The following is a 21088-nucleotide window of genomic DNA, read 5'->3' as shown; positions in this document are numbered from 1 at the left end:
TTGAAATATCATTGCTTTTCATAATTCATAATTTATAATTCATAATTCATACGTCTATGGATCAACCGGAAAAATTCCCCAATAGTGAGCATTCAGAGGCATCTTTCGCTGAACAAGTGCAAAAGCTACATCGTCTTACGGTATATGGCAGATGGCTGTTTGTCGCCTGTTTGTGGTTCACAATTGCCCCTATATCAATATGGGATCTACGTGAAGAAATTGCTCTGTGGCGGCAATACTTTACCTGGGTAGCGGTAAGATACGGACTTTTCTACCATCCATTTGCTACTCTTGGTTTAGCTTTTTGCATTGGTATGACCGTCGCTGTATTAGTTTGGCAAAGCCGGAATATTGTATTTGGGCTAACACCGCAGCATAAACAACGCCTAGAAAAACAGGTTTTTAAGATACGTCAGCAGGGATCTAGCCATCCTCTGTGGAAGTGGATTTGTCAGTAAATCTTGAATTTTTTATTAAAAAAATAGTTGCTATAGAACAATAAAGGCTGTATCTTGCAAAGCGAAGGTGAGCAAAGATACAGCCTGAATTGGGGCGATTTATGAATTCTTCTCAGATTCAATTTAGCGATCGCAAATCGGAAATTGACCTTTACCAACTCCAACAACTGTTCAACCTTTCAGCTTTCTGGGCAAAAGGGCGCAGTGTAGAGGATTTGGGCATAGCTATTGCCAACAGCGATCCTGTGATTACTATTTGGGATGGACAGCAATTAATTGGTTTTGCTAGGGCAACTTCCGATGGGATTTACCGTGCCACCATTTGGGATGTTGTAATTCATCCAGACTATCGTGGTAATGGGCTGGGCAATAAGTTAGTAGAAACTGTTCTGAGTCATCCTCATATACAACGAGTAGAGCGTGTTTACTTAATGACTACTCACCAGCAGCAGTTCTATGAAAAGATAGGTTTTCAAAAGAATTCTACGACTACGATGGTACTATACAATCAATCCAACCTTGCTTCCCTTTCAGTTGCAGAAATTCAGCTTCAGAACTAAACAAAGGGTGTAAGAGGTAATTTATAAAGTAAAAATAAAATAACTGTAGGGTGCGTTAGGTGCTTCATTAAATTTAATTTTTGACTCGTAAGTTGAAGAATGCGCCGTAACGCACCCTACAAACTAGAAAGTCGATTCAGTATTCAGAAATTGTCTTTATGAATGAGACAAGGGATAGGGAGAAGACACCCTTCGGGAAGTCAAAAGTATCAAGTCAAAAGATTCTAATTTTGACTTTTGACTTTTGACTTGTTTTGTCCTTCCTTTCATTTGAAGATTACTGAATCGGTGTTCTAGTAAATTGGGGAATAGATATTTGCAGCCTAGTAATATCTTCAACCTGTTCTGTCGCTCCAACAAATGGAACGATTTCTAATTTACCCCCCATAAATTCTAAGATAGTTTGACTAAGTAATAACTTCATTCCTATTGGAAAACTAATGTTTTCTTCGTCAGTTTTAGCAACTACATCTTCAGATGTAATTAAATTGATTGGCTCAGTATTTACAAACGCATAGGTAGGTATATCTATCCAAATATAAACTAAATTATTTGTAGATGAAGCTTGGGCAGAAATACAAATACTACCTTCTTCCATCTTGGCGATAGTAGTTTCAATTAGATTTATCAATACCTGTTTGAACCAGCGGGGATCTACTAGTATGCGTAACTCTGGGTCTGGCAGTAAAACCTTGAAGGGAAAATTCCGATTTTCTGCCAGTATATAAGTTAAGTCATAAACTTCCTGCAATAGTTCGGCTAGCGATCGCGATTGAATATCTAACTTGTTAGTACCGTGTTCTAGTCTGGCGACGTTGAGAATTTCATCAATCAGATTGAGCAGTTTCAACGCTCGTTCGTGAGCTTGCTGAATAAATTCTCGCTCTTCTTCTGGATTTTCACATAAATCCGCCAAAATTAATTGATGTAAGCCGATTAAACCATTGATGGGCGATCGCAATACATGAGTAGTCCGTGCTAAAAACCCCGCTTTAAACTGGCTCATTTCTTGTGCCATCTGATATGCCAGTTGCGTTTGCTCGATCTGTTGTCGGAGTTCTGCCACATCGTGTTTTTCTGTTGGTGGTAATGGGGATGAATTAGATAGACTATTAATCCGCACCAATAATTCCCGAAGACCCGCTCCCAACAATAATCCTGCTCCTAGATATACCCAATTACTCCAATTCATAGATTTGGCAAATATTAACCTTCCTAATTGACCACACAGGTGCAAAATCAACTTCCGGAGTTGCTTCAGAAAGCAGATTTTGACCTCATCTCAGCTTGCAAAGACAAAGTCTAGAGATTTTTCTACTCAGCACCCAGTCAAAAACGCAGCCGCATCCGATCGCTTTTGCGCCTTGTGTTGACTTTGCTACCTGAGTTTGATCCAGACAGCTGTGTTGGACAATTTTACTTCCTAATGCAGAAATAAAGCGGCAAAATTTGAGATCAATACTGATAAAAAAGCATTATAGCTAGCTAAGTTGCATTCCCAACTTAAATTTCCAGCTTCACTGCTCCTTGCCGCAAAATCTGCCAATTCATCCCTGTCCATTTAACAACTGTGGAAGGTACTCCATTGCCTGACGTTTCACTTTCGCATTCCATCGTCGCCAGAGTCAAAACTTCAGGGAACTGAACTGCAATTTCTGCCATTGTTTGCAAGGGTGGCTGACCTGATAAATTAGCGCTGGTTGTCGCAAGCGGCCCTGTTTGTGCCAGAATTTTTTGAGCGATCGCACTGTTAGGTACGCGGATGCCAATTGTTGTCGGGTCTATAGGATTCATGGCTATTGGCACCCGTGCTGAAGCTGGTAAAACTAAAGTCAGCGCTCCCGGCCAATATTTTTTTGCTATACTCTGCCAAATCTTATACTCTTCCTCGCTACCCTTGACAAAAGGCCAGAGTTCATCTGCACTTGCTGCCATTAATATCAAAGGTTTATCTTGACCGCGCTGCTTGGCTGTAAAAATTAACGCTCCCTGCTCTGGTAAAGCTGCCAGTGCGGGAACGGTATCTGTAGGAAAGCTTACTAATTTACCTGCTCGTGCGCCAGCTACGAGCGTATCTAAAGAAACTTGTGTCATGCTCAAATTATGAATCATAAATGGTTGTCGCGGTTCCCAATTGAGTGAAGTTGTAGGGGCAATTCATGAATTGCCCCTACCCACGTACCTCATTCAAACGAGAACCGCTATGATTAGGAATCATGAAATATGAATAAGTTTCATAATTCATAATCTATAACTCATAATTTGTAAGCGAGAGCAAAGCGTTCGATGCCAGCTAAATCGGTATAAATTTCGATATTGCAGTAGCTGCCTTGATTTTGCAACATTTCTCGTACAGCATCTGCTTGTCCTGCCATCATCTCAACCAGCCACACCCCACCCGATCGCAAATAGGCGGGGGAAGTTGCGATCAAATGGCGGATACAATCTAGACCATCGGCACCACCATCCAAAGCGAGATGCGGCTCATGATTGACAACCTCTCGTTGCAGGGTAGATACGATGCTTGTAGGGATATAAGGTGGATTAGACACCATACCACTGAACTGTCCTTGCAGGGACTGTAGCGGTTCCCACCAATAACCTTGATAAAAACGGATATGGTCGGCAAGACCTAAATTCTGGGCGTTTTTTTGAGCAATTAAAAGCGCCTGTTCTGAGCAGTCAACCGCATGAATTGTTGCCTCCTTGAAGGCATCTGCTAGTCCAAGGGCGATCGCTCCACTACCAGTTCCTAAGTCTGCCCAGTGTCCTTGTTCTAAGCATAAATTTTCCCTGCCCTTACGCACTGCTGCCACTGCAATATCAATTAAGCACTCCGTTTCTGGTCTGGGAATCAAAACCGCAGGAGAAACTGCAATTTTAAACTGCCGCCAAGGCGTAACTCCTGTAATGTACTGCACTGGCAGACGATCGTTTAATCGTCTTTGCCAAAGCGCCTCTAATTCTTCTAAAGGCAGTTGCAGTGAAATTTGCGGCCAGTCTTTAAACGATTCTAAACGAAGTGCCAAACGGTCTAATCCAGCTACCTCTTGCAGTAACCAATCTACCTCGGCAGGTGAAACATCAGAAGCGATCGCCGCTTGGATAGCTGCTTTACGCCACTGCCAAAGTCGCAAACCAGAAATTTCTTTTGGCTGTTGATCCACCATGCTTTACAGTTAACAGTTATCAGTTATCAGTTAGTCTTCATGACTAAAAGTCAAGGAGTTTAAACAATGAAAATGAATTCGTTTTTTTATATCCATCACTCTGAATCTGATAACTGTTCGGTGTTCACTGATAATTGATTTTGTTATTTTTTCGGCTGGGCGGGTGCTGCTTGGTTTGGCTGGGCAGGTGCTGCTTGGTTTGGAGTAGGAGCGTTTGTTTTGGGAAGTGTCTGGATGTATTGTCTAGCTTCTGGAGACGGGAAAAATATTACTTGTTCCAGCCACTTGTCGTTTTTCTCCTGCAAGGTTTTAATGATTCCGTCCACATCCACTACTTGAATATCAGCCTTGGGAAATTTGGGCTTCACCTGCTTGAGCAAACTATCTGCATCTTGCTTGCTCATAAACACAGGAACATATTCTTTCTTGTCAGCTCCCAACTGAATAGGCACATATCCTTTATCTGGTGCAAATCTCACCAAAAAAGTAGGTACGCTTCTAAGCTGTTTTACGTCTTGACCGCTTTGTTTGAGCAAATCCATTGCCCCCTGTATCTCCTTCTCTACAGGTTTAAAAGCAAATAACAGACGGTTTGGTTGATTTTTGCTTTGCTGTAATTGCTGGTAAATTACTCCGAGGGGCACTGCTGTTACTTGCAGGCTTTTCAGCATTTCTGCTGTTTTCGGATCTTTGTCTTTAACATTCCGCAGCTGGTTAATGAAAGCCTGAGCTTCCTGCTGGCTCATATAAACGCCTGTCACCGAGCCACCCTTTTGTGCTTGTGCGTTTTGCCCTTCTAAAGGACGACTAAGCGGCAAACCTTGGGGATTTGTGATTAAAAATACTGGTACTGAATCCAGTTTTTCTTTTATTTGTTGTTCTGGTAATGCTAGTACTGGGACATTTCCGCTTAAAAATGTTGCTAGTAGAGTACTTCCCACTAAACCTAATGTTGTGCCCCAGCGAACCAATGATTTCATGACTGCTCCTAGCATCAATACTTCAATTTGAATCAAGTCAAATAAATGGTTGAATTGGCACAGAACCAACTAGTTTCTGTTATAGTATCCCTTTTTCCAGTTGACTGTGCTGTTTTTCGTTTGTCAATTTCGCTTCGAGATTGACTGCAAAATAATTTAGATAGATGCCTGTGATGTGTTGCTTTCAGATGCTGAAAAGTTTCTTGCTTCTGTAGGCGACAAATGTCATTTTATTGCTTACTATGCCATAGTTGACGCCACAGCATAATCAATCGTTCCACCTGCGACATTAAAAAATCAATGCTTAAATCGACACACATCCTCAAGGCAATTGAATTTGTCTGTTATGCCTTAAAATCTGTCCAGTAGCAAAACCGCCAAGTTTCCTTTTTCAGCAAAAATAGGCAAGTGCAGTGCTAATCTAACTACCAATAAGTTCCTAAATTAATTTCATATTAAAAATATGGTCAGATTTTGTTTTCTTATTAGATCAATAGAAAACCCTAGAGGCATGTCATGACTCTAGGGCTTAATAAGTGAAAACATTAATATCGGGATGACAGGATTTGAACCTGCGGCATCCTGCTCCCAAAGCAGGCGCGCTACCAAGCTGCGCTACATCCCGGCTATGTCTCACTACAAGAAGTGTGGGAATCTTACTTTACTTCTTGCTTGTCACAAACCATAACAACTCACGCACTACTAAGAAGAAATGCACAGTTGTAATTGTTATGCTATTTTAACACTACAAGGAAATGATTTGTATGTCAACCGCTTTTTTTTCGCAAGACGTGGAAAATTTCCGCACTTTTTATAATTATCGACTCAGTATGGCTTACTTTAATATTGGTCAGCGGCTGTATTTGTATTAGAGATTAAGTAGATCGGCACGAATAAAGTTAACTCGTAAGGGTCTTCATTTGTCATTTGTTATTTCTCATTGGTAAGGGTTTCAGCAATTTTTACACTCCTTAACATAGCTGCTTCTATTGCCACTTACCTGCTTATTGAGGATACCAAAACATACCTTTAATACCTTCTGGATCGGACATAAAACCTAAACTTCTGTAGAAGTCTACAACGTGAGGATCGGCAAATAGAGTGACATTGCTAATTTCTTCACTCCTCAGTTTTTTGAGTACGTATTTCATCAATGCCTTACCCAGTCCCCTACCTTGAAAGTCTGGATGAACTACTACATCCCAAATAGTGGCATTAAAAGCATGATCTGAAGTAGCACGGGCAAAACCAATGAGCCGCCTCTTGTTTCCTCGCACTTGCCACATTGAGGCTACGAGAAAACTATGCTCAATAGCTTTTTTGACTTTTCTTAAAGGACGGCGCGACCAACCTACAGCATCACAGAGTTCTTCGAGCTCATACAAATCAATATCTCGTTCTGTGCTGAAAACAATACGTTCCCCACTGTAGCTGGAATCGCCTGCGGCATCCACTGTATGCTCTTCAAAAGGAGTCTTTCTATTTGTTGCGATCGGTTCAGAAGCACTAAACCAAGTTTTCCAAAAACCCATGCCTGCTTGGTTCGGGTAGTATAACTGAATTGGTTTTGAATGAAAGAGTGTAGATTAAGGTTTAACTGAGCTATTCATCGTTGATATCCCTTACAATCTTTGCTTTTAGCTGTTGTGGAGACATCCAATGGCAGCTGTCAGTAAGCGCTTATTTCACACCAATCATTTTCAACTTTAGCATTTTGTGGTAAAGGCTAGGAGAAATTAACTAAAAGGGTAATAATCAACAGACGCAATTGTACATAACACCGATGAACACTTTAGATTTGATGACAGCAAGCAAGGCTTACTCCCAACGATGGCTTCTGGTTTAAAATCTTCAACACTAGAACTCCTAAAGCGCTTTAACCGCGCTTTTCCCCAGTTTTATGAGCAATTTGTCAGCAGTGAGATTCAGCTGCAAAACTTGCGGTTAGCCTACCGTCTCTATAAAACCAGACGTGCCGTTATTGAGTTGAAACAGGAAGGTAGCAAAAGCGCTCTGCATTTTGCCTACCGCAACCAGTCGTTTCTCCTCAGTGATATATTTGGTGTGCTGGCGGCTTATGGGCTGACAATTCACGGTTTAAGTTTATACGGTCAGATTCGACCGCCGATGTTGGTATTTATCAAGCTGCTGGTATCTCGTGGTAGCAAAGCTCTGAGTGACAAGACCTCAGAGAATGTCTGCCGTGCTGTTCGAGAAGCTTTAGCAGGGCGGTTTGAGGTAGAAGAGATGCTAGCAGTAGAATTTAATCTTGATGCTGGCTTAGAGCAGGTACAAACCGAGTTCTACGTCGATCCGGTATTTCATCTCCCTGCCTTAGTGATAGAAGCTGATAACCAACCGGGATTATTTTATAAAGTCATGTACGCTATCTGGCAAGAAGACCTTTTGGTAGTAAATGCCAATCTGCTAGTTTGGCGTGGACGTACACGCTTAATTCTCTATTTGTTGGGACCGAATGAAAGCCTGATCCCGGAATACTTGGGTCACAAAATTGCTGAAGGAGTGCGGCAGAGATTACTGGGCAGATGAAAAAAGTTATGAGTCAACAGTCAACAGTCAAGTGTAATTGGACTCTGGACTATTAACTCTGGACTATTGACTATTTCTATTCTGTCGCACCCGCTCTTAAGGGTACGATAGAAGTATGGCTACCATCGAAATCTTGGGCGTTCCACACGCATACGAACTCACAGCTCCTACCTCCTGCCCCCATACTCTCGTATTTATCCACGGCTGGCTTAACAGTCGTGGCTATTGGCAACCTGTGATTTCCCGCCTGTCAGCTGATTTCCAGTGTCTATCTTATGATCTAAGAGGTTTTGGTGAGTCCCAGCCCAAGGCAAAAACCGGTTTTATTGATGATGGGGCTGCTTTTAGCCTGAGTTCCACCTACCGGACTGATTTTGTAAATCCCTTTGATTCTCTTTATACACCAGCGGCCTATGCACGGGATTTAGTGGCTCTCCTAGAACAGCTCAATATTACCAGTGCCTGGCTTATTGGTCACTCCTTGGGAGGTACGATCGCTCTTTGGGGAGCAGCTCAGAACACCGAACGTGTTCGGGGAGTTATCTGTATCAATGCCGGTGGTGGTATTTATCTAAAAGAAGCCTTTGAGCAATTTCGCTCAGCAGGTCAACGGTTTTTGCAAATCCGTCCTCGGTGGCTCAGTCAAGTGCCTTTGATTGATTTGCTGTTTACTAGAGCAAGTGTGGCGCGTCCCCTAGAGCGGTATTGGGCACGTCAACGAATGATTGATTTTATCGTTGCCGATCCAGAAGCTGCTTTGGGAACACTGCTTGAGTCTACAACTGAGGAAGAAATTAATCGCTTACCCCAGCTGGTATCTCAGTTAAAACAGCCGGTTTATTTCCTCGCTGGTGCTCACGATAAGGTAATGGAACCAAAATATGTTCGTCACTTGGCGAGTTTTCATCGATTGTTCCAATACTGTGGTGACAATGTCATCGAAATTCCTAATTGCGGACACCTGGCAATGTTAGAACAACCAGATCCGGTTGCCGATCGCATCCGCTCGATTATTGCTCAGTATAGTCACAGCGAGAGTGAGAAAGTGGGAGAACACGAGAGTGGGAGAGTGGGAGATAGGGAGAGAGGGAGATAGAGAGATGGAGAGATGGGGAGATAGGGAAGAAGGAAGAAGGAAGAAGGAAGAAAATTTTTCCCCTTTCCCCCTAATGCTTATACAACTCCATCACCTGAGTTAGTCCTAGTCGAGACTGCACGCCAAGTGTTAAGGGTGAGGTATAACCACGGTTAAGATGGTCAGCAGCCGCACAGCCAATCATGGCAGCATTGTCGGTGCAAAGTTTCAGGGGGGGGAATAACACGCGGAGGTTATGCTGTGCTCCTGCTGCTTGTAGGTGTTCTCGCAGAGCACTATTAGCCGCTACGCCCCCACCAACTGCGATTGTATTTAGACCATGATCGATCGCACAAGCGATCGCTCTTTTAGTGAGCGATCGCGCTACGGTATCCTGAAAACTTGCTGCCACATCTGCGACTGGTACAGGCTGCTCTTGTTTTTCCAACTGCTGCACCAGTCGCAGCACCGCCGTCTTTAAGCCGCTAAAACTCGCATCATAGGGATGATACCCACCATGCGGCAGGGAAACTTTCCCTTCTGGCAGGCTAAACGCTTGGGAATTCCCTTGCTTTGCTAAACGGTCTATGACTGGCCCGCCGGGATACCCCAACTGCAACAGACGCGCCACTTTATCAAAGGCTTCACCAGCGGCATCATCACGAGTTTCACCTAGAGTTTGGTATTCACCACAGTCTTTGACGTAAATCAAGCTTGTGTGTCCGCCGGAAACGAGTAAGCTAAGGAAAGCAGGCTGTAAGTCAGGCTCACTTAGGTAAGTTGCATAAATGTGACCTTCGAGGTGATGAACTCCTAAAAAAGGCTTGTTATGTACTACTGCTAGGGTTTTGGCGGCAGTCAACCCAACCAGCAGCGCTCCTACCAATCCAGGGGCACAGGTGGCAGCGATGCCATCGATTTCTCTCCAGTCAAGTTGAGCTTGTTCTAGAGCTTGAGCGATCGCTCCATTGATTATTTCTAAGTGCTGCCTCGAAGCAACTTCCGGTACTACCCCACCATACTGACTGTGAACAGGGATTTGCGAGGCAATAATATTACTCATCACTTGACGATTGTTAACAATTGCCACAGCAGTTTCATCACAGCTGGTTTCTATCGCTAAAACAGTTGCCATTGTAGGGTTATGCCAAATAAAGACTAGTTTGAGAAACTTTAACTTTTATTGACTTCAACTTTACTCGGTTCACGGGCAAGAGTATGATTGCCATAGACTAAAAATCCCTCAAAATAACAGGAAAAATAGGCAAATATGTCAGATTAATACCTGCCAAAAGCCTTGTTTAACCTGGTTTAATTGTGGATTTCACCTCCACAAGCTTACAAAAGACCAGATAAAAAATTACGCATTTTTACTGGTCATCAAAAGCGAACACGCTTCTATAAAGTAGTCGGAAATGGAGCAAATCCTCTTCCGATCTTGGCTGTAGTAGTTCAGCCGTTGGGTATAGTTCCCATAAACATAAAATAAAGGTAACTTAAGTATTTACCTTTATTCTATGAAACTATAATGACTTCATAGTTGTGCAAATCACAATTGTACAAGCCGCTTCGTTTTGTACAAAAAAATATTTGTTTCGTCATAAAAGGAAACAATTCCATGCGACGCTTGTTTGCTTTGATTTTAGCGATTTGTCTTTGGTTTAATTTTGCTCCTCCCGCTAAAGCGCTAGGAGCAGACCTTGTGCCTTGTAGTGAATCCCCTGCCTTTCAGCAACGGGCACAAGTTGCTCGCAATACTACCGCCGATCCCAATTCTGGGCAAAAACGATTTGAGCGTTATTCTCAGGCGCTGTGTGGTTCAGAGGGTTTACCTCACCTAATTGTTGATGGTCGTTTGGATCGTGCTGGTGACTTTTTGATCCCCAGCATTCTCTTTTTGTATATTGCCGGTTGGATTGGTTGGGTAGGTCGCGCCTATCTGCAAACAATCAAAAAGCAGGGAGGCGATGTAGAACAGAAAGAAATCCAAATCGAAGTACCCTTAGCACTGCCAATCATGCTATCCGGCTTTGCTTGGCCAGCAGCAGCAATCAAAGAGTTGCTTTCTGGTGAATTAACAGCCAGGGATGAAGAAATTCCTATTTCGCCACGCTAGTTGAGTTTGACTCATTCACTTTTTTGGAGATGAATTCATGGATAATCAAAGCCCTTTCTTTAAGTTTCTTAGCACTGCACCTGTCATCACTACAATCTGGCTGTTTATCACAGCTGGTATTTTGATTGAATTTAACCGCTTTTTCCCTGACCTACTTTTCCACCCGTTACCATAAATAGCTAACGGGTTTTAATCATTGAGAGAGTAGTTAGTGGTTAGAATTTGTTGTTTGTTGGTAGTTGGTAGTGAGTCAGTGCGGTCTTGGGGGTTCCCCCATGAGCAACTGACGAACCCGCAGGGTTGTTTGAAGTAACGAACAACAATCAACAACCAGCCATCAACAACTAACTACTAACTAAATAAGCAAGTAATCAAAATTATTTATTTAAAGTTTAAAATGCTGGAAACAGCATAAGTTTTTCATCTTTATAAAAACATATAAAAATCCCTAAATTAATTTTTTTAAACATACCTTTCAAAAAGCCTGCTCAACTACAATTATTATTAATATAAAATATTGCCACCATACTGTCTTAGAGGCGAAAATAAAATATGGCGCAAGCAGTAGATGCATCAAAAAATCTTCCTAGCGATCCTAGAAATCGGGAGGTTGTTTTTCCTGCAAAACGCGATCCGCAGGTCGGCAACCTAGAAACTCCGATCAATTCTTCTCCTTTTACTAAGTGGTTCATTAATAACTTGCCTGCCTACCGTCAAGGTATTACTCCCTTTAGAAGAGGACTAGAAATTGGTATGGCTCATGGTTACTGGCTGTTTGGCCCCTTCGCCAAATTGGGTCCCCTGCGGAACACAGTCAATGCCAACTTAGCTGGGTTATTGTCAACCATAGGTTTGGTTGTGATATTGAGTGCGGCCTTATCTTTGTATGCCAATAGCAATCCCCCCCAACCTGTTGCTAGCGTTACCGTACCCAACACTCCCGATGCTTTCCAATCTAAAGAAGGTTGGAGTAACTTTGGTAGTGCTTTCTTAATTGGCGCTATTGGTGGTGCAGTCACAGCATACTTTTTAACTACCAATTTAGGATTCATACAAGGTCTATTTGGTTAATTAGTTGTTTGTTATTTGTTGGTAATTGATAGTTACTTGAAACAAACAACAAACAACAACCAACTACTAACAAAATTACAAAGGACACAGAGTAAAAGGCGTAAAGCTTTTACTTTGTGTCCTTTGTTGGCTGTTAGCCAAAGAAATTAGAGGTGTTTAAAAGTGGTGGTTAACTATCCAAATAAAGCCGCTTCAATAGAATTGAGGGCAGTTTCAAAATCGTCATTAACGATTTGAATATCAAATTCATTAGCAGCGTTAATTTCTTCTTGAGCGCGGCGCAAACGACGAGCGATCGCTTCTTCAGAATCTTGTCCGCGTCCCCGTATCCGCTTTTCCAATTCGCTGAAGGAAGGCGGCAGAATGAAAATGCTGAGTGCGCTAGGAAAGGAATGACGAATTTGTCGTGCTCCTTCTAGCTCAATTTCTAGCACAACCATTTTGCCAGAGCAAATTTGGTTGATAACAGGTTCACGGGGAGTACCGTAATAGTTACCAGCAAATTCTGCCCACTCCAAGAATTCACCAGCCGCCACCAATTGTTCAAATTTGCTGCGGCTAATAAAGTAATAATCTCTACCATCGACTTCTCCTGGACGAGGAGGACGAGTGGTTGCAGATACGGAGTAATAAAACTCTGGATGACGCTGAAGAAGCGATCGCATTAAAGTGCCTTTGCCCACACCGCTAGGCCCGGTCAAGACAACAAGCTTGCCAGGAGAAGAGCAATCTTTGGTAGTAGCACCACTCTGGATGGATAAAACTTGCATCATCCGCTCAATCTGTGAATCAATTAATAGACATTATTCATTAGTCACTAGCCTTTGTAAGTTGGTAGGGCGACTATATGACTGAGAAATTCGTAGCACGAGTGACAGAAAACTTGTCTAATTCACATGTTACTGTCGGCACGGCACAAAGGGGAGTAGATATTTTAACCCACCCCTGATTCAATTATCCACCACCTGATGATCGCGGGAAACCACGAAGCGATTCGCTACCGTTTCCGGTTGAATCGCTGAAAGAATAACATGGCTGGAATCAGTAATAATTACAGCCCTGGTGCGGCGACCGTAGGTTGCATCAATAAGTTGACCTCGATCCCGTGCATCAGTAATGATTCGCTTAATCGGGGCAGACTCTGGACTGACAATGGCAACTACTCGGTTGGCAGACACGATGTTGCCAAAACCGATGTTGATTAACTGAATGTCCATAAAAAACTGACACCAAGCGCGGTGTGAGAAGCTTAATCAGAACTATTTCCAATGTTATCCCTAAAGAATTGGAGTTACAACGCTTAATTTTACGCCAGCTTTTGTTTTTAGATAAGAAATGCTTTTTTTAGGTGTTTCTCAGCTAAGTTAACTCAAAATCTTCCCAAAGATATACACAATTCTAAATAAGTTAAACCACTGCCTAACGTGTATCTATTTAAAAAATAAGATAAAAGTATTTTCTTTTATATCTATATTGTTGTGAAGTTAATGTATGACCGACTACTTTGTAAGTCAGTTCTAAAGATTTATAAAATAACAGGTTAATTTAGATAGGCATTATTACGTTTAATCAAGTTATTTTATTGACTAGAGCTTTACTGCCACCGACAATAGGAGCAGATTTGTTTTATACTATGACCTTTTGGTAAAATAAGCACTCTGATTATTGCAATTTTATATTTGCAAACCACATTTATTACAAATCAAAAGTAAAAATGCAGAAATCGCGCCAATCTAAGCCCTCATCTCAGCGACTATCAGCATTACGTTTTGCTGCTAGCTTAAATACTGCAACGGTGAGAATGACGATTCCCTTTGTATTGGCAGCTACCTTAATGACTAAGTATGTTATAGCAAAATCTACAAAATTATCTACTCAACAGCCATCAAACTTACTCACCGATCCTCAGCCATCTCTTCTATTGGTTTCTGCCACAACATCTAACCAAAAACCATTAAGTTTATTTACTACTCAGCAGCAGAGTTCTACCCAGTTCCCAGCAAAATCATCCAGTCGAAAACCATTAAATTTACGTGCTATTCGACCGCCACGTCCGGATTGGGCTATTGCTAAATCACTACCCATTCCTTCTCGTCAACTAGGAAAAGAATATTCAGAAGTTGCCTATAATCTCACTACATCTCCAGATTTCAGCCAGAGTCAAGAATTGCAAAGAATTGTTAACGATATTGTTAAACTTGCAACAGCAAAAGGTCTGCCTCGAAAAGGTTTATCAATTACTTTGATAGATGCGAATACTGGTGAAACTGCGGGATACCAGCAAGATATACCGAGATATCCTGCCAGCGTAGTTAAAATGTTTTGGTTGGCAGTTTTATATGCCCAAATAGAGAACGGTATTTGGAACAATGAGGATGATTTTACTCCTTATATAGCAAAGATGATTAAGGAATCTGATAATGAAGCTGCTAGCTATATTGTTGACCAAATTACAGGTACGCGTTCTCAATCAAGACTCAAGAGTGCCAAGTTTCAAAAATTGAAAAATAAACGCCAACAACTTAATCGATTTTTCCAACAAGCAGGCTACAAACACATCAATATTAGTCAAAAAACATTTCCACTTTACTACCTCAATCTTTCCAGACCCAAGGGTAGTGAATTGCAAATGTTAGGTAAGACAGTTTGGAACTCTAACAAGATTACAACCAAACACGCAGCTAGACTAATGTACGAAATTTGTTATCTCAAACAGGCTGTTTCTGAACAAGCTAGTCAAAAAATGTGCAAATGGCTCAAAAGGGATTTAAATCCTGAAGCTTGGCAAGATCCGAATTTATATAGCTTTAATCCTGTACGAGGTTTTTTTGGTCAGTCCTTATCTAAAGCTAATGTTAGTTTTCATTCTAAAGCCGGTTGGACTTCTCGCTCTCGCACAGAGGCAGCAATGGTTTCCACAGAAGATAATAAAAGTTATATTTTGACTATTTTTGCTCAAAACTCAGCATACGCTAATGACGGAGAAATTTTTCCTCAGATATCTCGTCTTGTTTATAAGCGTATGATTTATCGCAATACAAGACTGTAAACAAATGACATAAATGCATAAGCAAAATCTATTTGTGTGTACCCCCCTCATTTCCTCCTACAAGAGGGGGGAAGGCAGAGGAAAAACTTTTATTTATTGTGTATCTGCGGTCAATTTCTAAAACGTAAATTTTATCGTAGCTTTATACCATTTTGGATTTTGGATTTTAGATTTTGTAGCCACTGCGGTGGACGGATCTCCCGGCATAAAGCACGTGGCGTGATTGAGAAATCCTCCTGGGTATGGGTTATGTAAATCCATCTGTTGCAATCATTTTTTCAATTGGTATTAATTCACATCAGGCGTAATAGTGTAATTACAGTTTTAATTACAAAAAAACAACCTCCCCAACCAGAGGAGGTAAATTACTTTGATTAATATTGTTAGAATATTCAGAATTTACCAATCGCCAAACATATCACACCCAGTATGGCGCTAATTACATAAAACACAGCAACAACTTGTAGTTCTGACCAACCAGAGAGTTCTAGATGATGGTGTAAAGGAGCCATTTTCAACAGGCGCTTCCCTTTTCCATCAGGGCCTTTTGTTACTTTGTAATAGGAAACCTGTGCCATTACTGAAAGGGTTTCTACAAAGAAGATGCCACTGAGAATGAACAGTGCTAAGAGGCTGTTAGTTAGTAGTCCTACTGCTGCTAAAGCACCTCCTAGGGCTAGGGAACCAGTATCTCCCATGAAAACACGGGCTGGGTTACGGTTGTGTGCTAAAAAGCCCAAGCAACTACCACATAAAGCAGCACAGAAAATCATCAATCCAGGCGAAGTAGGAGCAATGAGCGCACCTAGGGCTAGCAATGCGATCGCTACTGTTCCTGCGGCTAAACCATCAATGCCATCTGTTAAATTAGTAGCATTACTTTCTGCCACTAGTACAAAGCCAGCTAAAGGCCAGAATAGCAAGCCCAAGGGTAGAGAGAAACCAAAGGGTAAAGCTAAATTTGTAATCTCAGAAGGTTGATTAAAAATCAGCCAAAGACAGAAAAGAGCCGCAAAACCAATCTGGAGAGCAAGTTTCATCCGTGGAGAAATACCTTTATTGGACTTGCGGCGCAAAATTTGCCAGTCATCGATCCAGCCAATTAACCCGTAGCTCAGTGTCAATGCAGAAACAGCGAGTACTTCTGTAGTAAACTTAGACAATACACAGGCAGCGATCGCTGCCACTGGGATAAAAAATATGCCCCCCATTGTTGGGGTGCCAGCCTTTTTCAGGTGGGCTTGGGGGCCATCTTCACGGATAATTTGCCCAGTTTTAAGTGCTTGCAGCATTGGTACTACAAAGAAGCCCACTGCTGCTGAAATTACAGCACTGATTAGTAACGGCAAGCTTAGCGAAGCCAATTGCCAAGGCGATCTATTCGCCATTGAATCGAAAACCAGTGCTGCGACACTTAATCCTACACCTAATAACGAGACTAGACCAATGCCAGAAATATTCAATCCCTGGTCAGGAGATAATTTAGCGTCCACGGATATTTCCCCTCACTCCACACTTGTACAACGGATGAACAGTTGGGATTTTTTAAGATAGAAACTCTCCAGCCTTTACAGGCTATTCTTCGTCTGGAACAATATCATCATCGTCATCGAAGTCATAATCGGCTATACCATCATCGCCACCCAAAAATTCAGAAATCTCCTCTTCGTTTTCTTGAGTGAAATCTGCTTCATGGGCATCACGGGCTATGAGACGACCGCTAGTCTGTAACCAGTCCAAAAGTGAGGACTCTTGCTTTAATGGTATTACAGCTGCGCGTTGGTTGCGGGGTTCTTCACGTAATGGAGAATTCAGCATATCTGACTAAGAGACAAGAGGGGCTATTGTAGCTTGACATTAAGAGTCTACCACTTGATACGGAAGATTTTAGTTAATCATTCAACTAGTTACTTCTGAAATCCGACAAATTTTTTTGAGTTTTACTATCAACGCAACATACAGTGATAGCAAATTAGTTATAAATACGGCGCTATACATAGGGCATCAACTTTATTCTTATTGTTTATTGAGACTAATACTGTTTGAGGTGACAGGTGATGTTGGGAAAAGCAACTCTTTTAGAAGCAATTGCTGGAAAAAATCGCGGTCTGTTGGCAAGCGAGCAGGATAAACAAGCTATTTTAGTTGCGATCGCTAATTTGGAAGACCTTAACCCCACACCACGTCCGGTGGAAGCTGGTGATTTGCTGGATGGTAATTGGCGATTACTGTATACCACTAGCAAAGCTCTTTTGAATCTCGATCGCTTTCCTTTGAGCAAACTCGGTGAAATCTATCAGTGTATTCGCGTTAATACTAACAGCGTCTACAACATAGCCGAGATTTATGGTTTACCCTTACTCGAAAGTTTAGTTAGTGTAGCTGCCAAATTTGAGCCAGTCTCCGGTCGCCGTGTCCAAGTCAAATTTGAGCGTTCGATTGTTGGTTTACAACGTTTAATCGACTATAACTCTCCTGACAGTTTTATCCAACGAATAGAAGCTGGTCAAAAATTTACTGCCCTTGACTTTCCTCTTAACAGTAACGAACAACAAGGCTGGTTGGATATTACCTATTTAGATAGCGAATTGCGGATAGGCAGGGGTAACGAGGGTAGTGTATTTGTTCTAACCAAGGCATAGGTTCACCATAATTTATTGTTCGCGACAAGAGGATATTCTAGGATTCAGGCTTTGTCAAGGAGGGTCTCACACCTTATTAGTGGGGGAGAGTGGGGGAAGGAGAGATGGGGAGATGGGGAGATGGGGAGATGGGGAGATGAGGGGAGTGGGGGAATAGGCGAATAGAGGAAAGAACCAATGACTAATGACCAATGACCAATGACTAATGACAAATAACTTAACAAAGCTTCTGCCTGAGGCGCTCAGATTGTACAGTGAAATCAATTAGCCTCATACATTGGCAATTGATAACATAAAGGGAAAAAACTCATGGTTCAACGTGGTTCTAAAGTACGCATTCTCCGCCCAGAATCTTACTGGTTTCAGGATGTAGGAACTGTAGCATCTATTGAGCAAGGCGGCACCAGCAGATATCCAGTAATTGTCCGATTTGAGAAGGTAAATTATGCTGGCGTCAATACCAATAACTTCGCTCAAGATGAGTTGGTAGAGGTTGAAGCACCAAAAGCGAAAGCGAAAAAAGCCTAAGGGATAGAAACCTCTACAAAAGTTTGATGGGGTGATTTTCGGGAGTAGGAAGCAGTGGGTAAAGAATCAAGGCTTTGATTCAATACTCACTATTTACTGCTCCCTATATTAATGTCTGCCAAATCTGCTAAAAAATCATAAGTACTTGTCAAAATTAGCTTAGATGCCTGAACTGCCTGAAGTTGAAACAGTCCGGCGGGGTCTAAATCAATTGACCCTCAATCAAGAAATTACGGGTGGAGACGTGTTATTGCATCGCACGATCGCCTACCCGTTGTCAGTAGATGATTTTGTTGCCTTCATCCAGGGAAGTGCGATCGCCACTTGGCATCGTCGCGGTAAATATCTTCTGGCTGAACTTACCCCTTCTCTTGGGGAGGAAGGGGAACTCGGGGCCCCCACGACCGACAGGGAGTGGGAATTAGGGGCGAGGGGGAGAGTGGGAGAGGGGGAAAAATTAGGAGAGGGAGATGGGAACAGAGGGAGAGGAGGGGAAATGAACAATTCAAAATTACTCTCCCACTCCTCCACTCCTCCACTCCTCCACTCCCCCACTCCCTCAGCTGGCTGGCTGGGCGTTCACCTACGAATGACTGGTCAACTACTATGGCTGCATCGAGATGAACCATTACACAAGCACACACGGGTAAGGTTATTTTTTAAAGATGATTGGGAATTACGCTTTGTTGACCAGCGTACCTTTGGTCAAATGTGGTGGGTTCCCCCAAAACAAGCACCAGAAAGTATTATTACTGGTTTAGCAAAACTGGCAGCAGATCCATTTTCACCAGAATTTACAACTGAGTATCTGGCAGAAAAACTGCCACACAGCCGCCGTCCCATTAAAACTGCCCTGCTAGATCAAGCTGTGGTAGCGGGATTAGGTAATATATATGCCGATGAAGCATTATTTCTCAGTGGTATACTGCCAGAAACACCGTGTGCAGATGTACAGCCAGAGCAAATAGAAAGGTTGCGATCGGCAATAATTAAAGTGCTAGAAGCCAGTATCGAAGTTGGTGGCACAACTTTTAGTAATTTTCTCAACGTCAAGGGTGTTAATGGTAATTATGGCGGTGTGGCATGGGTTTACAACCGTGCCGGAGAAGCCTGCCGTGTTTGCGGAAGTGCTATTCAACGGACGAGGTTAGCTGGAAGATCCAGTCATTTTTGCATCCAGTGTCAGCGATGAAGAATTAAAAATTAAAAATTGAAAAGGTTTTAGCTGATTGCTAGCAAGCTAGTATAAAAATTAGATGCGCTGAAGGTTGTTGGTTGTTGGTCGTTGATGATTGTTTGTTCTAGACAACAAACAACAAATAACAAACAACATTTCTATTTTGGATTTTGAAATGCTCACCATTTGAGATTTCGATGAGTCCAAATCCAGTAGCTGTAAAAGTGAATTTGGTATCAAACGCAAGGTGAAAGCAGTGCAGAAAATTTCCCCACTAACTTAGAAAACAGTAACTCATAGCTCAACAGAGACTGAGTGCAAGCTAGAATCCTGTATAAAAGCAATCGATTTACTCCAGAGGGGAATAATTTATGCCTGTAAAGAGAGGAGATATGGTTCGCGTTATCCGCGAAAAGCTGGAAAACAGTCTAGAAGCAAAAGCTAGCGATCCTCGCTTACCTGCTTATTTGTTTGATAGCAAAGGCGAGATTGTAGATATCAAGGGCGATTATGCCTTTGTAAAGTTCGGGAAAGTACCAACACCAAATATTTGGTTGCGTTTAGATCAACTTGAAGAGTTTAAGTAGAGTTTAAGTAAAATATCATGTATACTTCCCCTTCCTCCCCAATTCTGTGTTACTCACCCCGAGTCACCGTCATCGGTGCTGGTAGAGTTGGCAGTACCCTTGCCCAACGCATTGCGGAGAAAAACCTAGCAGATGTGGTGTTGCTGGATATCGTTCAGGGAATGCCCCAGGGACTGGCGCTAGATTTGATGGAGGCAAGGGGAATTGAACTGCACAACCGTAAAATTATCGGCACTAACGATTATGCCGATACAACTGGTTCGGAAATCGTGGTGATTACGGCAGGTTTTCCCCGCAAACCCGGCATGAGTCGAGATGATTTACTACGGACAAATGCCAAGATTGTCGTAGAAGCAGCCAAGAATGCGATCGCCCACTCTCCCAATGCCATAATTATTGTCGTCACCAATCCTTTGGATGTGATGACTTATTTAGCGTGGCAAGCAACAGAATTACCGCGCGATCGCATTATGGGTATGGCAGGCGTGTTAGACTCGGCACGCTTTGAAACCTTCATTGCAATGGAACTTGGAGTTTTGCCTCGTGATGTCAAGGCGATGGTACTGGGTAGCCACGGCGATTTAATGGTTCCCTTGCCGCGTTTTGCGACTGTTAACGGCATCCCAGTTACAGAATTGTTGGAAACAGACACAATTGAACGCTTGGTAGAACGGACGCGTAACGGTGGCGCAGAAATTGTTGAATTGATGCAGACAGGCGGCGCTTTCTTTGCCCCAGCCTCTGCTACCTGCGTTATGGTGGAATCGATATTGCTGAATCAGTCGCGTTTGTTACCTGTGGCAACGTATCTTCGGGGAGAATACGGTTTAGAAGATGTTGTAATTGGCGTTCCTTGTCGGTTGGGATGCGGTGGAATTGAGTGTGTGTTGGAATTGAGTCTTAGCGATGAGGAGAGGGCAGCGCTTCAAGCTTCGGCGAAGTCGGTGCGTCAAAATATTGACCGGGCACAGGAGATTTTGATGGCAGCAAAATAATCTTCACCGTCAGGTGATGAGATGTTGATTTTCATCTTCCTATTTCCTCACTAACCTAACCAGATAAATCATTTAGAGTAAAAAAGCTTACAAACGCGACACTGACTTCCTTCAAAGTGCCGCCTTTTTT

Annotated in this window: 23 protein-coding genes and 1 tRNA gene; 13 read left to right on the top strand and 11 right to left on the bottom strand. The window is 42.4% G+C overall.

Features of this window, described 5'->3' with window-relative positions:
• The first annotated feature begins 56 nt into the window (after window positions 1-56).
• Together FIS9605_RS0113905 and FIS9605_RS0113900 are read left to right on the top strand one after the other, a co-directional pair.
• On the top strand, window positions 57-458 hold the full coding sequence (locus FIS9605_RS0113905; protein ID WP_026733129.1) for a hypothetical protein: 402 nt from the start codon (window positions 57-59) through the stop codon (window positions 456-458).
• A gap of 101 nt (window positions 459-559) precedes the next feature.
• A complete protein-coding gene (locus FIS9605_RS0113900; protein ID WP_026733128.1) occupies window positions 560-1018 on the top strand; it encodes a GNAT family N-acetyltransferase in 459 nt (152 codons plus the stop codon).
• A gap of 277 nt (window positions 1019-1295) precedes the next feature.
• Here FIS9605_RS0113900 and FIS9605_RS0113895 read toward each other — a convergent pair whose 3' ends face one another.
• The 6 genes from FIS9605_RS0113895 to FIS9605_RS0113870 all read right to left on the bottom strand — a co-directional run bounded on the left by FIS9605_RS0113895 (window position 1296) and on the right by FIS9605_RS0113870 (window position 6700).
• Window positions 1296-2210 (bottom strand): sensor histidine kinase, encoded by a 915-nt coding sequence (locus FIS9605_RS0113895; RefSeq protein ID WP_026733127.1) that lies wholly within the window; start codon window positions 2208-2210, stop codon window positions 1296-1298.
• Between the two features lie 311 nt (window positions 2211-2521).
• Window positions 2522-3112, bottom strand: a complete 591-nt coding sequence (locus FIS9605_RS0113890) for an L-threonylcarbamoyladenylate synthase (protein ID WP_026733126.1) — start codon at window positions 3110-3112, stop codon at window positions 2522-2524.
• A gap of 161 nt (window positions 3113-3273) precedes the next feature.
• Complete coding sequence (prmC, locus tag FIS9605_RS0113885) at window positions 3274-4188, bottom strand: peptide chain release factor N(5)-glutamine methyltransferase (protein ID WP_026733125.1); 915 nt, start codon at window positions 4186-4188, stop codon at window positions 3274-3276.
• 143 nt (window positions 4189-4331) lie between these two features.
• Window positions 4332-5168 (bottom strand): Tic22 family protein, encoded by an 837-nt coding sequence (locus tag FIS9605_RS0113880; protein WP_035139799.1) that lies wholly within the window; start codon window positions 5166-5168, stop codon window positions 4332-4334.
• A 551-nt stretch (window positions 5169-5719) separates the two neighbouring features.
• Window positions 5720-5793: transfer RNA gene (locus tag FIS9605_RS0113875), tRNA-Pro, on the bottom strand.
• A 379-nt stretch (window positions 5794-6172) separates the two neighbouring features.
• Complete coding sequence (locus tag FIS9605_RS0113870) at window positions 6173-6700, bottom strand: GNAT family N-acetyltransferase (protein WP_026733123.1); 528 nt, start codon at window positions 6698-6700, stop codon at window positions 6173-6175.
• 298 nt (window positions 6701-6998) lie between these two features.
• Here FIS9605_RS0113870 and FIS9605_RS0113865 point away from each other — a divergent pair, with 298 nt between their 5' ends.
• Window positions 6999-7718, top strand: a complete 720-nt coding sequence (locus tag FIS9605_RS0113865) for a hypothetical protein (protein ID WP_026733122.1) — start codon at window positions 6999-7001, stop codon at window positions 7716-7718.
• Between the two features lie 115 nt (window positions 7719-7833).
• Window positions 7834-8814 carry an alpha/beta fold hydrolase gene (locus FIS9605_RS37045; protein WP_051469993.1) on the top strand — a complete coding sequence of 327 codons (981 nt, stop codon included), beginning with the start codon at window positions 7834-7836 and terminating at the stop codon, window positions 8812-8814.
• 70 nt (window positions 8815-8884) lie between these two features.
• Here the strand turns inward: FIS9605_RS37045 and tsaD are convergent, their stop codons facing one another.
• Window positions 8885-9928: a tRNA (adenosine(37)-N6)-threonylcarbamoyltransferase complex transferase subunit TsaD gene (tsaD, locus tag FIS9605_RS0113855; RefSeq protein ID WP_026733121.1), complete on the bottom strand. Its 1044-nt coding sequence runs from the start codon at window positions 9926-9928 to the stop codon at window positions 8885-8887.
• A gap of 483 nt (window positions 9929-10411) precedes the next feature.
• Between tsaD and FIS9605_RS0113850 the strand changes: the two genes are divergently transcribed.
• The 3 genes from FIS9605_RS0113850 (at window position 10412) to FIS9605_RS0113840 (ending at window position 11980) form a co-directional block, all read left to right on the top strand.
• The gene (locus FIS9605_RS0113850; RefSeq protein WP_026733120.1) at window positions 10412-10909 is read left to right on the top strand and encodes a photosystem I reaction center subunit III; all 498 of its coding nucleotides are present in this window, start codon (window positions 10412-10414) and stop codon (window positions 10907-10909) included.
• Between the two features lie 37 nt (window positions 10910-10946).
• A complete protein-coding gene (psaJ, locus tag FIS9605_RS0113845) occupies window positions 10947-11084 on the top strand; it encodes a photosystem I reaction center subunit IX (RefSeq protein ID WP_009459082.1) in 138 nt (45 codons plus the stop codon).
• 377 nt (window positions 11085-11461) lie between these two features.
• Window positions 11462-11980: a photosystem I reaction center protein subunit XI gene (locus tag FIS9605_RS0113840; RefSeq protein ID WP_026733119.1), complete on the top strand. Its 519-nt coding sequence runs from the start codon at window positions 11462-11464 to the stop codon at window positions 11978-11980.
• A gap of 173 nt (window positions 11981-12153) precedes the next feature.
• Here the strand turns inward: FIS9605_RS0113840 and gmk are convergent, their stop codons facing one another.
• Complete coding sequence (gene gmk, locus FIS9605_RS0113835; protein ID WP_026733118.1) at window positions 12154-12753, bottom strand: guanylate kinase; 600 nt, start codon at window positions 12751-12753, stop codon at window positions 12154-12156.
• Between the two features lie 177 nt (window positions 12754-12930).
• Window positions 12931-13197 carry an extracellular matrix/biofilm regulator RemA gene (remA, locus tag FIS9605_RS0113830; RefSeq protein ID WP_026733117.1) on the bottom strand — a complete coding sequence of 89 codons (267 nt, stop codon included), beginning with the start codon at window positions 13195-13197 and terminating at the stop codon, window positions 12931-12933.
• A gap of 497 nt (window positions 13198-13694) precedes the next feature.
• On the opposite strand from remA, the gene FIS9605_RS0113825 reads away from it, so the two are divergent.
• Window positions 13695-15029 carry a serine hydrolase gene (locus tag FIS9605_RS0113825; RefSeq protein WP_026733116.1) on the top strand — a complete coding sequence of 445 codons (1335 nt, stop codon included), beginning with the start codon at window positions 13695-13697 and terminating at the stop codon, window positions 15027-15029.
• Window positions 15030-15421: 392 nt separating this feature from the next.
• On the opposite strand, the gene mraY is transcribed toward FIS9605_RS0113825, so the two are convergent.
• Window positions 15422-16522 carry a phospho-N-acetylmuramoyl-pentapeptide-transferase gene (mraY, locus tag FIS9605_RS0113820; RefSeq protein ID WP_026733115.1) on the bottom strand — a complete coding sequence of 367 codons (1101 nt, stop codon included), beginning with the start codon at window positions 16520-16522 and terminating at the stop codon, window positions 15422-15424.
• 82 nt (window positions 16523-16604) lie between these two features.
• A complete protein-coding gene (locus FIS9605_RS0113815; protein ID WP_026733114.1) occupies window positions 16605-16847 on the bottom strand; it encodes a DUF3134 domain-containing protein in 243 nt (80 codons plus the stop codon).
• A gap of 239 nt (window positions 16848-17086) precedes the next feature.
• Between FIS9605_RS0113815 and FIS9605_RS0113810 the strand changes: the two genes are divergently transcribed.
• From FIS9605_RS0113810 to mdh, 5 genes are all read left to right on the top strand, one after another.
• Window positions 17087-17671 (top strand): PAP/fibrillin family protein, encoded by a 585-nt coding sequence (locus FIS9605_RS0113810; RefSeq protein WP_026733113.1) that lies wholly within the window; start codon window positions 17087-17089, stop codon window positions 17669-17671.
• Window positions 17672-17980: 309 nt separating this feature from the next.
• Window positions 17981-18199: a photosystem I reaction center subunit IV gene (locus FIS9605_RS0113805; RefSeq protein WP_026733112.1), complete on the top strand. Its 219-nt coding sequence runs from the start codon at window positions 17981-17983 to the stop codon at window positions 18197-18199.
• A 163-nt stretch (window positions 18200-18362) separates the two neighbouring features.
• The gene (locus tag FIS9605_RS0113800; protein WP_026733111.1) at window positions 18363-19391 is read left to right on the top strand and encodes a DNA-formamidopyrimidine glycosylase; all 1029 of its coding nucleotides are present in this window, start codon (window positions 18363-18365) and stop codon (window positions 19389-19391) included.
• Window positions 19392-19747: 356 nt separating this feature from the next.
• Window positions 19748-19963 carry an NAD(P)H-quinone oxidoreductase subunit O gene (locus FIS9605_RS0113795; protein ID WP_026733110.1) on the top strand — a complete coding sequence of 72 codons (216 nt, stop codon included), beginning with the start codon at window positions 19748-19750 and terminating at the stop codon, window positions 19961-19963.
• 17 nt (window positions 19964-19980) lie between these two features.
• The gene (gene mdh / locus FIS9605_RS0113790; RefSeq protein ID WP_026733109.1) at window positions 19981-20958 is read left to right on the top strand and encodes a malate dehydrogenase; all 978 of its coding nucleotides are present in this window, start codon (window positions 19981-19983) and stop codon (window positions 20956-20958) included.
• The last annotated feature ends 130 nt before the right edge of the window (window positions 20959-21088 follow it).

This window comes from Fischerella sp. PCC 9605 (assembly GCF_000517105.1).
Taxonomy (GTDB): domain Bacteria; phylum Cyanobacteriota; class Cyanobacteriia; order Cyanobacteriales; family Nostocaceae; genus PCC9605.
The sequence above is the reverse complement of the archived record's forward strand: the minus strand, read 5'-3'. Positions and strand labels throughout refer to the sequence as shown.

What these genes read in the sequence shown, in the direction of transcription:
- FIS9605_RS0113905 (WP_026733129.1), top strand. Translation starts at nt 57, where the DNA reads ATGGATCAACCGGAAAAATTCCCCAATAGTGAGCATTCAGAGGCATCT.
- FIS9605_RS0113900 (WP_026733128.1), top strand. Translation starts at nt 560, where the DNA reads ATGAATTCTTCTCAGATTCAATTTAGCGATCGCAAATCGGAAATTGAC.
- FIS9605_RS0113895 (WP_026733127.1), bottom strand. Translation starts at nt 2,210, where the DNA reads ATGAATTGGAGTAATTGGGTATATCTAGGAGCAGGATTATTGTTGGGA.
- FIS9605_RS0113890 (WP_026733126.1), bottom strand. Translation starts at nt 3,112, where the DNA reads ATGACACAAGTTTCTTTAGATACGCTCGTAGCTGGCGCACGAGCAGGT.
- prmC (WP_026733125.1), bottom strand. Translation starts at nt 4,188, where the DNA reads ATGGTGGATCAACAGCCAAAAGAAATTTCTGGTTTGCGACTTTGGCAG.
- FIS9605_RS0113880 (WP_035139799.1), bottom strand. Translation starts at nt 5,168, where the DNA reads ATGAAATCATTGGTTCGCTGGGGCACAACATTAGGTTTAGTGGGAAGT.
- FIS9605_RS0113870 (WP_026733123.1), bottom strand. Translation starts at nt 6,700, where the DNA reads ATGGGTTTTTGGAAAACTTGGTTTAGTGCTTCTGAACCGATCGCAACA.
- FIS9605_RS0113865 (WP_026733122.1), top strand. Translation starts at nt 6,999, where the DNA reads ATGGCTTCTGGTTTAAAATCTTCAACACTAGAACTCCTAAAGCGCTTT.
- FIS9605_RS37045 (WP_051469993.1), top strand. Translation starts at nt 7,834, where the DNA reads ATGGCTACCATCGAAATCTTGGGCGTTCCACACGCATACGAACTCACA.
- tsaD (WP_026733121.1), bottom strand. Translation starts at nt 9,928, where the DNA reads ATGGCAACTGTTTTAGCGATAGAAACCAGCTGTGATGAAACTGCTGTG.
- FIS9605_RS0113850 (WP_026733120.1), top strand. Translation starts at nt 10,412, where the DNA reads ATGCGACGCTTGTTTGCTTTGATTTTAGCGATTTGTCTTTGGTTTAAT.
- psaJ (WP_009459082.1), top strand. Translation starts at nt 10,947, where the DNA reads ATGGATAATCAAAGCCCTTTCTTTAAGTTTCTTAGCACTGCACCTGTC.
- FIS9605_RS0113840 (WP_026733119.1), top strand. Translation starts at nt 11,462, where the DNA reads ATGGCGCAAGCAGTAGATGCATCAAAAAATCTTCCTAGCGATCCTAGA.
- gmk (WP_026733118.1), bottom strand. Translation starts at nt 12,753, where the DNA reads ATGATGCAAGTTTTATCCATCCAGAGTGGTGCTACTACCAAAGATTGC.
- remA (WP_026733117.1), bottom strand. Translation starts at nt 13,197, where the DNA reads ATGGACATTCAGTTAATCAACATCGGTTTTGGCAACATCGTGTCTGCC.
- FIS9605_RS0113825 (WP_026733116.1), top strand. Translation starts at nt 13,695, where the DNA reads ATGCAGAAATCGCGCCAATCTAAGCCCTCATCTCAGCGACTATCAGCA.
- FIS9605_RS0113815 (WP_026733114.1), bottom strand. Translation starts at nt 16,847, where the DNA reads ATGCTGAATTCTCCATTACGTGAAGAACCCCGCAACCAACGCGCAGCT.
- FIS9605_RS0113810 (WP_026733113.1), top strand. Translation starts at nt 17,087, where the DNA reads ATGTTGGGAAAAGCAACTCTTTTAGAAGCAATTGCTGGAAAAAATCGC.
- FIS9605_RS0113805 (WP_026733112.1), top strand. Translation starts at nt 17,981, where the DNA reads ATGGTTCAACGTGGTTCTAAAGTACGCATTCTCCGCCCAGAATCTTAC.
- FIS9605_RS0113800 (WP_026733111.1), top strand. Translation starts at nt 18,363, where the DNA reads ATGCCTGAACTGCCTGAAGTTGAAACAGTCCGGCGGGGTCTAAATCAA.
- FIS9605_RS0113795 (WP_026733110.1), top strand. Translation starts at nt 19,748, where the DNA reads ATGCCTGTAAAGAGAGGAGATATGGTTCGCGTTATCCGCGAAAAGCTG.
- mdh (WP_026733109.1), top strand. Translation starts at nt 19,981, where the DNA reads ATGTATACTTCCCCTTCCTCCCCAATTCTGTGTTACTCACCCCGAGTC.